Raw genomic sequence first — 16,071 nt, 5'->3', positions numbered from 1 at the left:
ATTCCCTCAGCGGTCAAAGCTCGTGCGCCCAAGGCGGGTTCGCCCCGGCGCGGGATACTGTGATGGCGGCGACGGCTGCGCCCTTGGAAAGCGCGGCGCGCAACGTTTCCGCCGGCAGGGACCGCAAGGCGGTCTTGGTCAGATGACCGCTGCGATCAAGTTCGGCAAGAACCCCGGCGTTGAATGTGTCACCGGCACCCACGGTATCGACAACATCTACCGGCTGAACCGGGACCGAGGTTGTGGAACCGTCCGCCAGATAGCCTGATGCGCCGTCACTGCCGCGCGTCACGATGACTATGGCCGGGCCAGCCTGTAACAGCAGCGGCACTTTCTCGTCCGTGCTTTCCGGGCCGGGAACAATCCAATCCAGATCTTCGTCCGAGACCTTGACGATGTCGGCCTGAGCAATCATGCGATTCAGACGGCTGCGATAACGGGTTTGATCCTTGATGAAATCAGGGCGGATATTTGGATCTATCATTACGGCCCGATCCGCCGCATGCTGGTTCATCAACGCGGCATAGGCATCGGCGCAGGGTTCGCACGCCAGGCTGATCCCGCCGAAGTACAAGGCCGATATGGCGGGCAGTTGAACGGGCATATCCTCGGGGGTGAGCATGCGCCCGGCAGAATTCTCGTCCATGAAACTGTAGGTGGCGTGCCCGTCCTTCAGCTGCACAAAAGCCAGTGTGGTGGGCCGATCCGATCGGATCACATGACTTGTATCTACATGGCTGTCTTTCAATGCGCGTGCCAATTGGTCCCCGAACATATCGGACGAGAGACCAGTCAACATTCCAACCGAAGACCCCAATCGCCCCAGTGCAATGGCCGTGTTGAAAACAGCGCCGCCGGAATGGGGCACGAACCCGTCACCGCCCGAAACGGTCGGCGTGGCGATCATATCGATCAGGGCTTCGCCGCAGCACAGGATCATGCCGGGTCCTTTCTGCTTAAATTGGTGCATGGGGTCATTCTAGCGTTCAAGCGCACTTTTGCAGAAGTTGTTAGCGCCAACAATGCCAAATTCATCCTGTTCCGATACGTATAAGTTCATCGACCGCCGCAATCCCGTGAAACGACCACCCGCATTAAACGCTTCACGGAACGTATCCTTGAACAACCAACGGTTTTTTTCAGCAACCCCGCCCACAAGGAAGACGCCACCCGTCGGCATCAAGGCCACAGCAAGGTCTCCCATCACCGCGCCCAGGTGGGTGGTGAACATATGTGCTGCCTTTTCGGCGATTGGATCGGTCTGCATGCGGGCATCCTGCAAAATGTCCTTGGCGCTGCGCATTGGAGTGTTTGGATGTCCTGCGGCGATACCGGTAGCCTTGTACAGGATCGGAAGACCCGTGCCGCTGAGGAACATCTCTGCCTCAAGCACCAATGTGTCGTCAAAAAAACACTCCGGCGCGATGTGGCGGGCGGCGCGGAAAATCTCGACCTCATCTTCACGACGAGGCGCCAGTCCGACATGGCCACCTTCGCCAGACGCGGTGTGGTAGCGGCCTTCGGAAAATACCAGCGCGCCAACACCAAGGCCGGTGCCCGGACCCACAACCAAACGGGTACCTTGGGGTGGGGTCGGGGCACCTTGCAACACCTCGACATCATCACCGGTGATCTCGGCCACCGACCACGCGGCTGCGGTGAAGTCATTGACCACAAATGTATGCTGCGCGCCGGTAGCCTTGCCGATGTCAGCCTCGGACAGGTCGAGCTTTGCATTCGTCAGGCTGATCGTCCCGTCTTTTACCGGCCCAGCACCTGCGGCAACGACGGCGCGCGGATTGGTGCCAATCTCATCGCGCAGGATCTGAAAGGCTTCCAGCAACTCGGGCAGAGTTCCGGTCGGGAATTTGCGCAGGTCTGTCACTTTACCATCCGTAACCACACCCAGCCGCGTATTGGTGCCGCCGATATCGGCCACAAGGTTCCAATGCGCATGCATAGCGCCAACAGGCTGCGCCAAAGGCAATGACACAGAGCCACCTGCCAGAACGGTTTTCAGCATTGGAGCAAAGTTATGAGGTCCAGCTTTGTCAATGTCGGGCACGGCGCGCGCAAAGTATCCCGTGATCGGAACACCCTTCTCCAGTGCGTCGTGCACTGCCGTCAGGTGAAGGTCAACGTCGCGAGTCCAATCGTCATGCTGCAGGTGCAATGAGTTGGCTGTGCGATTATCAAAAACGTAGACCGGCAGATCCCGAGTATAGTCCTGTTGGACACACTCCAGGTCGGCTGGTTTGACCTGATCTTGCACGGTGTAGCCTAGCGCGCACCAGTCTAGCGCGGCACCAATTATGCCCAAGTCGTCTTGCCACCCGACAGGCAGGTGGGGTTCTAGACGCTTTAGCAAGGTATCTGGATAGGCCTTTTTGAATATGCAATCCCACAACGGCCGATTGTCATTGATTGGATTGCCGATTTCAGCCCCAAGATTGGTCATGCCAAGTCCACGCATCGCGTTGATGGCATTGCCATGTGCCAGCATCATGTGGTGCATCGTGCGGGTGGCGGTACGGGTGTCTTGTTGACCGGGCGCGGGGCTCTTGCCACTATGAGCTCCCACTGCATGCGACGGTAAACTAATAGGTGCGACGCTGAAAATCCGATCGCCAATCCGACTCATGACCAAGTCGGTAAAGTCTGCGAACCACCCGGCGACATCGCGGTTACGCCACCCGCCCATATCCATTAACACCGCTGGCAGTTCCCCGTTATGGAGCGTGGCGCAGGGGCGAATTCCACCCGCCAGCATCGTGTCGGCCAGGCGGTCGTAAACGTCCAGCCCGGCCTCGTTCACCGCACCGCGCCCGTCGGGTAGGACACGGGTCCAGTCAATCTGGAACGAACAACAGTCAAACCCGGTACGTTGCACCAGTTCGAAATCCTGTCCGCCAGAGGATGCGACACCAAAAAGGAAATCCGAAGGGAAATCAGAACGGTTGTATTTCATCGTCAGAACCTGTTTGGACCGGTCGATCTGGCACTTAGCAGGTCAGGTTGCTGCATTCTAGCCGTTAGCGATACCATATGCGAGTTGAGTGACGTTTTCAGTGACTTTTTTACAGGGAAAAGTAATTCGCAAGACAACGCGGGCGGAAAGAAATCTTGGCAGCGGGCGCATTCGAGGTTTTCCATATTTTATCTGCATGGGTTTGGGCCGCACAGGTTTAGCCCCATTGACCGCAGCCAAGCGGAGCACTGAATTTGCATAGGTTTTGACGGGTGCGGCAACAAACTGGACCTATCGAAACTGATAACTGTCACTTTTGCGCTGACAGGGCGGGCACAAAGCTCTAGCGTGCAAACAATAAAAAAATCCAACAGAGTCCAAATCACGGGAGATGTAAAAATGACTTACCGGAAAACTATTTCCAGACGCTCGGTTTTGAAAGGGGCTGGTGCAGCTGCTTTGGCCGCGCCGCTTTACAGTAAATCTGCGTTGGCCTCCTCGGGTGAGATCAACATTCTGATGTGGTCGGACTACCTGCCGCCGTCATTCATCGAAGAGTTCGAGACTCTAACTGGAATTAAGGTGAACTACACTGGCATCGGTTCGAACGAAGAAATCATTAACAAGATGAAGGCCACAGGCGGTCAGGGTTTTGACATCGTCTCGCCCACCAACAACCGCTCGCTCCAATGGGAGCCGCTGGAACTTCTGCAGCCGTTCGACATGAGCAAAGTTCCGATCGATCTGGTGAACCCGGCGATGGCCGCGATTGGTACGGATGCCTGGAACTTTGCCGATAGCGGCGTGCACTGGCTGCCGCATATCTGGGGTACCGAAGGCATAGCATATCGGACCGACCTGTGGCTGCCGGCAGGTGATGCACCGTCTTATGGTGACGTCTGGTCTGAAGAAAACGCCGGAAAAACCATGGGCCGTGCACACTCGATGATGCTGGGTGCGGGACTATTTATGGAGCGTTCGGGCGAGATGGAGCCAGGCTCTGTCTGGGCCGCGTATAACGACGAAGAAACTATGCGCACGGTCTGGAGCCAGATCACCGACTGGTGCGTGGCACGCAAAGATCGGATCAAGTTGATCTGGAACGATGCTGACACCCAGAAAAATGGATTGCTGAACGAAGGCGTTGTGGTTGGCCAGACATGGGACGGACCGCCACTGGCGCTGAAATCCGCTGGCGAGCCGGTACACTACCAGGCGCCGATTGAGGGCGCGATGGCGTGGGTCGACGGTATGGCGATGCCAACCGGTGCTACAAATATCGATCAAGTCTATGCCTTCATTGACTTCGCGTATCAGGCGAAACCTGCTGGCGTGGCGATTGACAGCCACGGCTACAACTCGCCTGTTCTGGGGGCTGACCAGTATTCTGGTGACACCTACAAAAAGAACTTTGCCGAGGCATATCCGGGCGACTCACTGGCCAACCTCAACCCGTGGCCGGCAGAAGCACCTTGGTATGCTGAAACCCGGACCGAGTTCGTCAACAAATTCAAAAGCGCCTGATCGCTTTGCGACGATGCCCTCCGCCGCGGCGCGGGGGGCATTTCACCTGCGCGCCGTTTCGGCGTGACGGAGACCATTTCGGTGCGGTCATCCATCGCGCCAGACGGAGATACCAACTATGAGTGCAGGGGTCGGTGTAGATCTGGAAAACCTGTGGATTCGTTTCGGCGATTTCGTCGCTGTGAGGGATGCCAATGTGAATATAAACGGCGGGGATTTCTTTTCGTTTCTCGGACCCTCGGGATGTGGCAAGACAACGATCCTACGCGCTGTTTCCGGCTTTCTGGATCCCAGCGAGGGGCGGGTTCTGATCGGTGGCAAAGATATGCTGGGCATCGGGCCTAACAAGCGGCCGACCGCACTGATTTTCCAGAATCTTGCGTTGTTCCCGCTGATGAAAGTTTGGGAAAACATCACCTTCTCGATGGAGATCAAAGGGGCAAGTGCCGCGCAACGCCGCAAACGCGCGGATGAGCTGTTGGACATGATCGCGCTGCCGGGGCAGGGCGATAAGCTACCCAGTGAGCTTTCGGGCGGGCAGCGTCAGCGCGTGGCCATTGCCCGTGCCTTATGCGCAGAACCCGATGTGCTGTTACTGGACGAACCGCTTTCGGCGCTCGATCTCAAACTGCGCCAGCATATGCGGACGGAACTTCGCGAGATACAACAGCGCGTTGGGATCACCTTTATCTACATCACGCATGACCAGGGTGAGGCGTTGACCATGTCGGACAATATTGCCGTCATGCGGGACGGGGTGATTGATCAGATCGCGACAGGAAAGACTATCTACAATGACCCGAACACGGCCTTTGCGGCATCGTTCGTGGGCGAAAACAATGTGTTTCGGGGCAAGATCAAACAAGTCATGGGCACTGAGGCGATGATCGCGACCAACCGCTCGGGCGATTTGGTGGCGCGAATTTCGACAGCCAATCAAGGCAAGATGAAAGAGGGCGACGATGCGATGCTGTTCATCCGGCCCGAGGCATTGGCAATCGCTCCTGATGGCGCGACCGGAGATCATTATGTCACGGCGCGTGTCAAACACGAAGAGTTCGAGGGCAACGTCTTCAACATCTTCACCCAAGGTGACGGTGGCAAGGAAATCAAGGTGTCAATTCCGAACCACGGCCAGTCATTCCAGGACCATACCGGGCAAAGCATCACGCTGGAATACGAGACCCAAAATGCGGTTCTGGTTCCAGCAGGTGAGTTGGCCGCGGAATAAGAGGGACTGACGGATGCCCAAATTTCTGAAAGAGTTTTTCAATCGGAACGGCACCGGCATGGGGCTGGCGATTCTGGGTCTGGTCCTGTTCTGGACCATCGGCCTGATCATATTGCCACAACTGTCGATGTTGGACTTCTCGTTCCGTCCCAACCTTCCACCGCCAGAGATAGGCGGGCCAAAAGATGTCTATACGCTAGAGAATTACAAATACCTGATCTACGGCCCCGAAGGCGGCAGTCAGGACTATAATGCTGTTGATCTCAGGGTCTTTTTCCGAACCTTGATTGCAGCGGTTTGCGTGACGATTTTCAACCTGATCATTTGCTATCCAATCGCCTACTATCTTGGGCAATCAAAGGGCAGCCATATCCGCATCTTCGCGATCATGTTGATCATCCCCTATTGGATCAACGAAATCCTGCGCGCCTTCGCCCTGCGGATTATTTTTGGCGAGACCGGCGTGTTGAATACCCTGTTTGTTGGGTTGGGGATATTCGATACGCCGTTCGACTTTATCCGCAACGATATCGCGCTCTACGCGGGTCTGGGATACGCGTATATCCTGCTGATGATCTTCCCGATCTACAACGTGATCGAAAGCCTGGATCATAACCAGATTGAGGCCGCGCGGGACCTGGGCGCCCCATGGTGGCGGATTCACTGGCGGGTGGTCATTCCGTATGCCAAGCCGGGGATCAGTTCAGGCTGTACGATGGTGTTCATGCTCAGCGCCGGAGCGCTGGCCGCACCGCAGATTTTGGGTGGACCCTCGTCGTTGTGGTTCACGCAACTGATCTATCAACAGTTCAATGATAACAATGACTGGCCGCAAGGCGCGGCCTACGCGATCGTTCTTCTGGTGACCTGTATCCTGTTCGTTCTGGCCGTGATGCGCCTGTTCAAGGTGAACATGGGGGATATCGGGAAATGAGCGGGTCCTTCCTTCGTGTCAGCATCTGGGCCTACCTCGTTATCTTTTTCTTGTACCTGTTAGGCCCGCTTGTGATCATGTCGGTTACGGCATTCAACTCATCGGCCTTTCCAAGGATGACGCCGTGGGAGTGCCTGACTTTCCAGTGGTTTGATGAATTGTTTCGGGATCAGCGGATTCTGAATGGCATCAAGAACTCGTTGATTATTGGTGCCGGGACGGTGGTTCTGTCAGTGGCGATGGGTCTGGCGGGGGCGCTGATGCTGACGCAGATCTGGCCCAAACTGCGGGCAACCTATTACACGGTCATCATCGCACCGATCCTGATACCCGGTGTGGTTTTGGGTATCTCGACACTGGTGTTTTGGGATCGGATCAACCGCATGCTGGGGCTGGGCGCAGACAGTGTGTTGTCGAACGGCGTATTCCTGACGGTGATTGGCCAATCCACCTTTATCGCCAGTTATTGCATGCTGGTTTTGGTGGCGCGTCTGCAACGCTATGACGTGGCGCTGACCGAAGCAGCGCTTGACCTTGGCGCAACCCATGCGCAGGCATTCCGGAAGATCCTTCTGCCGTTTATGCGGCCCGCTATCGCTTCGGCAGCGGTTCTGGCCTTCCTCGCCTCGTTCGAGAACTACAACACAACCACCTTTACATTTGGTGAGTATCCGACGCTGACCATCGAACTGGCGCAAAAGGTGCGCTATGGCATCACACCTTCGATTTCGGCACTGGCCTTCATCATAGTGGCATTGACGGTGTTCTTCGCACTGCTGAACGAGGCAAAGCTGAAGCGTCAGGAACTAGTGGCGGCAGCACGCAGACAGGCGACGGTGGAAGAACTGGCTGGCAAAATCAAGCTTCCCAGCTTCTTTGCCGGCAATGCAGCCGCAGTTATGGTTGTTGTCTTTGCCATCGCAACGATCACGGTAGTCGGCACCGCAACCGCTTATGACCCTGCCCAATGCGTTGCCAACGTCCGCGAACAGAAACGGCTTGAGGCAGAGCAGCGCATTCAGGAGCTGCGCCAGCAGCGCGAGGAACAGCGCAAACAACGCGAGGCGGAAGAGGCCGAGCAGGGTGGCGCGCAATCCGCGCCAAGGCCGTCGAACAACAGCGGTTTTGGCAATGTATTCGCTCCAAACACCTTGGGCGGCGACAGTGAGGAAACACAACCGCAGTCCGACACTCCGCCATCCAGCAACGGCGGGTTCGGTGGCGCCTTTGATCCGAACAGCCTGCAAAATGACTGACGGAACCGTTCGAAACTCGAAAGAGGCGCGCCCGGAAATCTAACCTTTCTGGGGCGCGTTCTTTTTCAGGATAACGACATCACAGGGGGCAATCTCGTGGTTGTTCCAATTGATTGGCGCGGCGGTGTAGTTCGTAAGGAATACATACTGATCCGTCTCGCGGCGCCGCAACCCTTCGGGCAGCGGGTGGATGTCCAATTTCACCTTGGCTGCAGCCATCTCGACGACCCGATCCCACAGGTGTTCATCAGGAAAACCTGCAAGATACCAAAGCCCATCAGTCCCTTTTAGTGCTGGCGTGCCATCGGTAAACGTCAACAAGTCAGGCGCAGTGCCGGACAAACGATCAATCCAATGCCGGGCGGCACCACCTCTGTTGACAGTTCGATGCACGTTTGGGGACAGGGTTTCGACAAGATCGACGTTGCAATTCAGCCCTGACAGACCCGGGCGCCCTGCTTTTGGGATTTGGAAGTCTCGCGTAATCGCGCCACTACGAGGGCCAAGAATTGCCAGATCACATCCCTGTAGAAGGCGGTGTTCCAGGTCGCTGTCCAGCGTCGCGAGCCCCGGAGCAAGTATAAGCTTGTATCCGGGTTCCGGGGTGTCTTGTGCGGATAGGAAATCCACTGAAAGACCCGCCCGCCGCAACGCGCGATAGGCTGAGAAAACCAGCCGGAAATAGTTGAACCCCGCCCCCTGCGGTTGCGTCTGCCACGCCCAATCCGAGGCGTAATCGAACAGAATGGCCACGTCGGCCCGGCTCTGCGTGATCGGACCCAATTGCGCCAGATCATCGGCTGTCTGCCGTACTTCGGACAAGGCGGGGGCGGGTTTGTCGTTTGGCGTCAAAAGTCCGGCATGCATTTGTTCTTGCGCAAATGGTGCCTGCCGCCAACGGAAGTAGCTGACCACCTCGGCCCCGTGCGCGACGGCCTCAAGCGACCAAAGGCGCACCATACCGGGCAGTGGAGCGGGATTGAATGGTGCCCAGTTTACCGGGCCGGGTTGTTGTTCCATCACCCACCAGCGGCCGCGCCCCACAGCGCGGTAGAGGTCGTGGTGAAAGGCCTGCATGTCCGGATCGCCTTGTTGCAGAAACGCGGTTTTATGCGCCTCGTCCGCCTCAAGCCGGTCTGAAAGAAACCCGATCGGATAGCTGTCCCAAGTGGCGATATCCAAGTCTTCGCCCACTTTGAAATGGTCGAAATCCAGTATCCGACCCATATAGTTGTGCAAAAGCGGCGCGTCCGTCAGAGGCCTCAATACGTCAACCTGCGCTTTGTTAAAGATCGCCACCTGATCCGAGCTGAACCGGCGGAACGCCAGAACATGCGCTGGGTTTGGTTCGGTCACGGTCAGGTTGGGCAGGTCGATCTGGTCGAAACTGCCGTATTCCATCGACCAGAACACGTTGCCCCAAGCCGTGTTCAATGCGTCGATCGAGCCGTATTGGTCCTCTAGCCACTGTTGAAATGCGCGCAGGGCGGCTTGGCTATAGCTGATCGTGGTGTCGTGGCAGCCATATTCGTTGTCGATCTGCCACGCCGCCACATGCGGGTTACTGCCATAGCGCTCACCCATGATCCGGGCGATACGGGTGCATTCTTGGATATAGCCCTGATGGCTAAAACAGTAATGCCTGCGCGAGCCGAATTTGCGTGGCTGTCCCTGTGCGTCAACAGCCAGCATATCGGGGTGTTTCTCTAGCATCCAGCGCGGTGGGGTCGCCGTGGGTGTTCCCAGAACAACCTTGAGCCCTGCGGATCCCAAGACCTCGATCGCGCGGTCCAGCCAGTCAAAGCGCAAATCGCCCGGGGTGGGTTCCATCCGGCTCCACGCAAACTCACCGATGCGTACCCAGGTCAGCCCGGTTTCTACCATGCGGGCGGCGTCTTTGGCCCACATCTCTTCGGGCCAGTGTTCGGGATAGTAACAAACGCCAAGTTCAGGTTTCATAAAAGGACTCTGTATTCGGGCAGCCCTTTACCTGCGTCAGAGGCGGAAAAGGTCATGCCGTTGGTAGGTTGTTGTGCAAGTGTTTCAGCGTTCAACCCTTCGCGGGCCGACGTGCAGAAAAGCGTTGTGAGATCATCGCCGCCAAAGGCAGGGCACGAGGTATGCGCGGCGTCAAAAGTCTTGGCCGTTATGATTTGCCCGGATGGTGTATAGGCCGCTACGCGGCTTGCGCCCCATTGCGCGATCCAAATGTTCCCTTCGGCATCGATCACGGCACCGTCGGGATTCAGGCCATCGACCCGAAAATCCAGAAACACCGATCCGTCTTCTTCGGGCCAGCCGGTTTCCGGGTTCAGAGGCCAGCGCATGACCTGTTTTGACACTGTATCGGCGTAGTAAGCGCAGGAGCGGTCCGGCGCAAAACAGATCGCGTTCGGGATCGTGACGTTCGGCACCACCCGCCGCAATTCGCCCCGCCAGTACCTATAGATCGCACCGGCGTGGGGCTCCGCCGCTTTGCCCATCGTCCCGATCCAGAACCCCCCCCAGGGGTCAGCGCGTCCGTCGTTCGAGCGGGTAATTGGATTGTTCGCCTCAAGAGACGCGACAAGGTCTTTTTGACCAGTCTTGAGGCTGAAACGCCACAAACCCGTTTCGGAAGCTATCAGCAGCGTTTCCCGGTCGACCCACCCAGCGGCTGAGACATGTTCGTCAAACTGCCAGTCGCGTGGTTCGCCGTTTTTTTGCGTCATCAGAGTTTTACCGATGATATCGAACCAGAAAAGCTGTTGGCGTTCGGGATGCCACAAAGGGCCTTCACCCAACTCGCAAGGACGGTTGTCGAAGATGGTGCTCATCCTGCGGCCTCATCATACGCGGCGACGATCTGTGCCGCCTTGGCCGCGACCTCAGATACAGTCATGCCGGGTTTGTAGAGGGCCGATCCGATTCCGAACCCATCTGCGCTGGCTGCGATCCACTGGCCAAAGTTTTCAGGCCCCGCGCCGCCCACAGCATATACAAGCGTACCCTTGGGCAGCACAGGGCGCAGCGCCGACAGACCTGCCGGACCGGCCAGCGCGCCGGGAAACAGTTTCAGCCCGGAAGCTCCAGCCTTGAGGGCGGCGAAAGCCTCGGTTGGTGTGAAGATGCCAGGCCAGCTTTCCAAGCCCAGCCTGTGAGTGTGTGAAATCACCTCGGGGTCGCAATTTGGCGATACGATCAGTTTGCCGCCAACCCTGGCGACGTCGTCCACTTGCTCCGGCGTCAGAACGGTGCCTGCGCCAATCAAAGCGCGGTCGCCGAATTCCTTGGACAGACGACCGATGGAGTCCAGCGGATCGGGCGAGTTCAACGGGACTTCGATCTTGTCGATCCCGGCGTCGATCAAGGCTTGCCCGGTTGCCAACGCAGCCGACGGTGTCAGGCCCCGCAGGATCGCAATGATGGGACGGTTCATGCGGTTTGCCTCGTCAGGTTGCGAGCCAGCAGAAGGCCGGCCAATGTGCATTCAGTGCTGTCTGCGGTTTCCACAAAGGCGCCTTGAGTTTTTAAGGCCTTGGCGTAGGTCTCAGAGAGACCAGTAGCCCCAATGATCGCCAATCGCTGACCTAGCCAATAGGGCCGGGTTGCTGCCAGTTCAGCGCCAATCAGAAAGCCCGAAAGCTGCGCCCGGGCGATACTACCATCTTGTCCCTGAAGCAGATCGGCGGCGCGCAAGCCAAACAGCCGCGCCGCCAACTGTTCCGGTTTTGACAACGTGTCAGCCATGGCATCGACAAAGGCTGCATCGTCCCAACCAGTGCCGACTGAATGTTTCAGCACTGATTGGCCACTAAGAAGGTTGAACATCTCTCCGGTCATGAAGGTACGGAAACTGACGACTTCTCCTGCGCTGACTTGAACCCACTTGCTATGGGTTCCGGGCAGGCAAATCACACCGTCCCAGTTTGGGCGACTAGCCAGATATCCCGCGATCTGGGTTTCTTCGCCTCGCATGACATCTGGCGGAGAGGTCTGCTTCAAACCGGGCACAACAAAGGCGCGAATGCGCGCGTCGGTGTTGGGAACGCGAAATGGGGCGACGGGTGTGGCGGCGCAGGGAACGGCCGAATAGGGTGCCTCGACCCAACCCTGCCGCGCGCCCACCATTCCACATGCGATCACATCTACGGGTTCAGCCCCCAACCAGCCTTCGATAAGTTCCAACAAGGCGGCCTGAAACTCATCCCTGTTGACGCGGGCCATGCCTTTGTCAGACTGAGCCTGATCAACCACGGTATCGCCCCGCATCGCCCAGACGCGCAAATGTGACGTTCCCCAATCGACAGCGATCCATTCAGAATTCATGTCTCTACCCCGTTACGACAACGCCGCCGTCAACCGCCATGCATTGCCCGGTCATTGCACGGCTGGCATTGGAGGCCAGGAACAGGGTCGGCGCGATCATATCTTCGGGCGTCAGGTGTTCCTTCAGGCATTGGCGGTTCATATGGGCCGCAAGGTCTTCGGGAGTGGCCCACATATCCAACTGTTTCTGGGTCAGAACCCACCCCGGGGCGAGCGCGTTCACACGTATGTTCTTCGGCCCAAGCTCACGCGCAAGGGATCGGGTCATCCCGGTGATCCCGGCATTCGCGGTCGTGTAGATTGGATAGCCGGCATTGCCAATCATGTAGCTGATCGAACTAAAGTTGACGATGGCCCCGCCTTCCCCTTGCATCTGGCGTGCCGCTTCCTGACAGGCGAAGAAATAAGCCTTGAGGTTGACCTCAATCATCCAGTCCCAAAACTCAGGCGTGGTTTCCTCAAGCGAGTGGCGTTGGTCGTTAGCTGCATTGTTGATCAGTACGTTCAAGGGACCATGCGCATCCGAGGCTTTTTGCATCGTGGCGTGCAGCAATGCGGTATCTGTAATATCGGCCTGCATGAACAACGGTGCGCGACCGTGTTTATCATGCATTTCCGCGACAAATCCGCTGGCGTCCGATCGACCGATGAATGCCACGTTGGCACCTTGGGCCAGAAATCCGTCCGTCAACGCTGCACCGACGCCAGAGCCGCCACCAGTAATAAAGACCGACGCACCGTTCAAATCGTGGAAAGTTGCTGGTTGATCCATCAGTGGCTCTCTCTGGTCACAAGGCGGGTGTCTTTGCCGACAAGGAAATCAAGGTCGGCACCCTGATCGGCCTGCAGCACGTGGTCGATATAAAGTTTCGCGTAACCGCGGGTATAGTGCGGGTCGTCCGGTTGCCACGCCGCGCGGCGGGTAGCCAGTTCTGCCTCATCAACGAGCAGTTCCAACTCACCCTTGCTGGCGGACACCCGGATGCGGTCGCCGGTTTTGACCAGCGCCAGCGTTCCCCCGGCCTGCGCCTCGGGGCTGACATGAAGGATCACAGTGCCAAAGGCTGTGCCGGACATGCGCGCATCCGAAACTCGGATCATGTCGCGCACACCCTCTTTCACAAGCTTTGCGGGAATTGGCATGTTGCCGACTTCTGGCATGCCGGGATAGCCTTTTGGCCCGCAGCCCTTGAGCACCAGAATAGTGTCTGCCGTCACTGGCAGATCATCCCGGTCTATGTTGGCTTTCAGGTCTTCGATGTTCTCAAAAACATAGGCGTCTGCCTCGGTTTCCAACAGCGCGTCCGTCGCGGCTGAGGGCTTTACGATGGCACCATTGGGTGCGAGATTTCCGCGTAAGACGCGAAGGCCCGCGGCAGGTTTCACCGGATCATCGAAAGGACGGATCACGTCGCGGTTGAAGCATTCGGCGCCCTCGTAATGGGCCGAAATATCCTTGTTCAGAACGGTCTTGGCAGGGCGCAGGAAGGGTTTCAGCTCATTCAGAACTACGGGCACACCACCCGCGTAGCAGAAATCTTCCATCAGGTATTTGCCCGAAGGCATGCAATTCACCAGAAGGGGTATTTCCGACCCGATCTCAAAATCTTTGAGTGACAGATCAACACCCACGCGACCAGCCAAAGCCAGCAAGTGAACAACGGCGTTGGTCGATCCACCTACGGCGGCATTGGTGAGGATGGCATTTTCGAACGCTTCTTTGGTCAAAATGTCCGAAGGCTTCAGGTCCTCGTCCACCATTTCAACGATCCGCTTCCCGGTCAGATGCGCCAGAGCCATACGGCGGGCGTCAACTGCCGGAAGCGCAGCGTTGGTGGGCAGGCTCATCCCCATCGCCTCGACCAGTGAGGCCATGGTCGATGCGGTGCCCATGGTCATGCAAACACCTGCACTGCGCGACATGCCGGATTCGGCGTTCATGAAGTCTTGCAGCGTCATTTCTCCGGCGCGGACAGCTTCGGAGAATTTCCAGACATCTGTGCCCGACCCGATATCCTTACCGCGATACTTGCCGTTCAGCATAGGGCCGGAACTCACCACTATCGAGGGCAGATCGACTGAGGCTGCGCCCATCAACTGCCCCGGCGTGGTTTTGTCACAACCACCCAACAGGACAACGCCATCGATGCCATAGGCACGGATCGATTCTTCGACATCCATTGCCAGAAGGTTGCGGAACAGCATGGCGGTAGGCTTCATCTGGGTTTCGCCCAGAGACATGACCGGAAACTCAACTGGGAAACCGCCTGCCTCCCAAACGCCGCGTTTGACGCCCTCGGCCAGGTCGCGCAGGCCCGAGTTGCAGGGTGTTAGCTCGGACCATGTATTGCAGATGCCAATGATCGGGCGCCCGTCAAAGGCGTGATCGGGAAAGCCCTGATTCTTCATCCAGGACCGGTGGATGAACCCGTCTTTGTCGAGTTTTCCGTACCAGTGTTGCGAGCGGCGTTTCGTTGTCATTTTTGTTAGCCTTCTAGTCTTTGGTTCAGGCGGCTTTTGCAGGTTTGCACCAATCCGGAAGCCAGTCGGCATGCGCGATTAACAGGTCATCGACAAGGCTGCGGATTTGGCGCAGATCTAATTCGGCGGCTGTGTGCGGGTCCATCATGGCGGCGTGATAGATGTATTCCGGGTTCTGGTCGACCAATGCTCGCACGGTAAGCTCTTGCACATTGATCTGGCTCCTCATCAGCGCGATCAGTTGCGGTGGAATGTCTGTAACGATCGAAGGCTGCACACCGTTGCCGTCGACCAGACAAGGGGTTTCAACGGCGGCCCCCAACGGAAGTTGCGGCATCTGGCCGGTGTTGGGCAGGTTTCCATAGGCCACGTAAGGCGTATTGGTAACAATGGCATCCATCAGATCGGCAGCGAATTCGTGACTGCGGGTTACCTTGATGGTGCGACCATCCGTCAGGGTCTTGGCCTGTTCTTTCCAATTTGCAACCTGTTCCACGCATCGGGTGGGGTATTCATCCAGCGGGATGGAAAACTGCTTGATCAGGTCTTCTCGCCCATCCTTGATGAACCACGGTACATATTCGGCCAAATGCTCGGAACTTTCGGTGCAGAAATATCCCAGGTGATCCATCACCTCGTACCGAACCTTGTTCGGGCAACGTGGCATCAGCAGAGGAGCCTTGGGGATTTGGCCACTTGCGTACCCCTGCCGTAAGGCGGGATACAGGTCGTGGCCCCGATGTTCCAGCCGCAGGAAAAAGGCGACATGATTGACGCCCGCGACCTTGTAGCGGATTTCATCTTTCGGCAGGTCGAGGTCATGCGCCAGTTCTTCGACCGTGTTCTGTACCGAGTGGCATAGGCCGACCTGTTTCAGTGCCGGGAATTGCTCGGCCAGCGCCCATGTATTGATGGCCATCGGGTTCACGTATTGCAGCAGGGTCGCGTTCGGGCAAAGCTGCATCATGTCCCGTGCCACGTCCCACAACACCGGAACAGTGCGCAGACCGCGCATGATGCCGCCGACGCCAAGCGTGTCGGCGATGGTCTGACGCAGGCCGTATTGTTTTGGAATCTCAAAGTCGGTCACGGTACACGGCTCATACCCGCCGATCTGGAACGCGGTGATAACAAAATCTGCCCCGTCCAAAGCGGCGCGCCGTTCTGTATGGGTCGAAACAGACGCACCCGAACCGACCGAGCGGATCATGGCGCGGGCAACCGCTTCGCTTTCGGCCAGACGCTCGGGATCAATGTCCATCAGTGCGAAGTGGCTGTCGCACAGCGCTGGTGTCAGCAGCGCATCGCCCACGATATTCTGCATAAAAATGGTGGAACCGGCACCAATAAAGGTGATTTTTGTCATGTT

General features: G+C 57.4%; 13 protein-coding genes. 4 read left to right on the top strand and 9 right to left on the bottom strand.

What is annotated here, in order from left to right:
* Positions 1-13: 13 nt before the first annotated feature.
* Together LCM21_RS08185 and LCM21_RS08180 are read right to left on the bottom strand one after the other, a co-directional pair.
* Positions 14-940, bottom strand: a complete 927-nt coding sequence (locus LCM21_RS08185) for a carbohydrate kinase family protein (protein ID WP_068334050.1) — start codon at positions 938-940, stop codon at positions 14-16.
* A gap of 39 nt (positions 941-979) precedes the next feature.
* Positions 980-2,968 (bottom strand): family 1 glycosylhydrolase, encoded by a 1,989-nt coding sequence (locus LCM21_RS08180; RefSeq protein WP_224890164.1) that lies wholly within the window; start codon positions 2,966-2,968, stop codon positions 980-982.
* Between the two features lie 399 nt (positions 2,969-3,367).
* Here LCM21_RS08180 and LCM21_RS08175 point away from each other — a divergent pair, with 399 nt between their 5' ends.
* From LCM21_RS08175 to LCM21_RS08160, 4 genes are all read left to right on the top strand, one after another.
* On the top strand, positions 3,368-4,492 hold the full coding sequence (locus LCM21_RS08175) for an extracellular solute-binding protein (RefSeq protein ID WP_068333600.1): 1,125 nt from the start codon (positions 3,368-3,370) through the stop codon (positions 4,490-4,492).
* 118 nt (positions 4,493-4,610) lie between these two features.
* On the top strand, positions 4,611-5,723 hold the full coding sequence (locus tag LCM21_RS08170; protein WP_068333597.1) for an ABC transporter ATP-binding protein: 1,113 nt from the start codon (positions 4,611-4,613) through the stop codon (positions 5,721-5,723).
* Positions 5,724-5,736: 13 nt separating this feature from the next.
* A complete protein-coding gene (locus LCM21_RS08165; protein WP_068333595.1) occupies positions 5,737-6,657 on the top strand; it encodes an ABC transporter permease in 921 nt (306 codons plus the stop codon).
* Positions 6,654-7,913 carry an ABC transporter permease gene (locus LCM21_RS08160; protein ID WP_224890163.1) on the top strand — a complete coding sequence of 420 codons (1,260 nt, stop codon included), beginning with the start codon at positions 6,654-6,656 and terminating at the stop codon, positions 7,911-7,913. The genes LCM21_RS08165 and LCM21_RS08160 overlap by 4 nt, the downstream gene beginning before the upstream one ends.
* 39 nt (positions 7,914-7,952) lie before the next feature.
* Here the strand turns inward: LCM21_RS08160 and LCM21_RS08155 are convergent, their stop codons facing one another.
* From LCM21_RS08155 to melA, 7 genes are read right to left on the bottom strand one after another with little or no spacing between them, the layout of a single operon-like run.
* Entirely contained in the window at positions 7,953-9,872 is a 1,920-nt protein-coding gene (locus LCM21_RS08155; protein WP_224890162.1) for a beta-galactosidase, read from the bottom strand.
* Complete coding sequence (locus LCM21_RS08150) at positions 9,869-10,729, bottom strand: SMP-30/gluconolactonase/LRE family protein (protein ID WP_224890161.1); 861 nt, start codon at positions 10,727-10,729, stop codon at positions 9,869-9,871. The genes LCM21_RS08155 and LCM21_RS08150 overlap by 4 nt, the downstream gene beginning before the upstream one ends.
* Complete coding sequence (locus tag LCM21_RS08145) at positions 10,726-11,331, bottom strand: 2-dehydro-3-deoxy-6-phosphogalactonate aldolase (protein WP_224890160.1); 606 nt, start codon at positions 11,329-11,331, stop codon at positions 10,726-10,728. The genes LCM21_RS08150 and LCM21_RS08145 overlap by 4 nt, the downstream gene beginning before the upstream one ends.
* Positions 11,328-12,221 carry a 2-dehydro-3-deoxygalactonokinase gene (locus LCM21_RS08140; RefSeq protein WP_224890159.1) on the bottom strand — a complete coding sequence of 298 codons (894 nt, stop codon included), beginning with the start codon at positions 12,219-12,221 and terminating at the stop codon, positions 11,328-11,330. Before LCM21_RS08140 ends, LCM21_RS08145 begins: the two co-directional genes overlap by 4 nt.
* A gap of 4 nt (positions 12,222-12,225) precedes the next feature.
* Entirely contained in the window at positions 12,226-12,993 is a 768-nt protein-coding gene (locus LCM21_RS08135; protein ID WP_224890158.1) for an SDR family NAD(P)-dependent oxidoreductase, read from the bottom strand.
* Positions 12,993-14,702 (bottom strand): IlvD/Edd family dehydratase, encoded by a 1,710-nt coding sequence (locus LCM21_RS08130; protein ID WP_224890157.1) that lies wholly within the window; start codon positions 14,700-14,702, stop codon positions 12,993-12,995. The genes LCM21_RS08135 and LCM21_RS08130 overlap by 1 nt, the downstream gene beginning before the upstream one ends.
* Before the next feature lie 25 nt (positions 14,703-14,727).
* Positions 14,728-16,068, bottom strand: a complete 1,341-nt coding sequence (gene melA / locus LCM21_RS08125) for an alpha-glucosidase/alpha-galactosidase (protein WP_224890156.1) — start codon at positions 16,066-16,068, stop codon at positions 14,728-14,730.
* Between the last annotated feature and the right edge of the window lie 3 nt (positions 16,069-16,071).

The organism is Ruegeria profundi (assembly GCF_020171505.1).
Lineage (GTDB): Bacteria > Pseudomonadota > Alphaproteobacteria > Rhodobacterales > Rhodobacteraceae > Ruegeria > Ruegeria profundi.
Note: the sequence above shows the minus strand (reverse complement) of the source record. Positions and strands in the feature narration are given on the sequence as shown.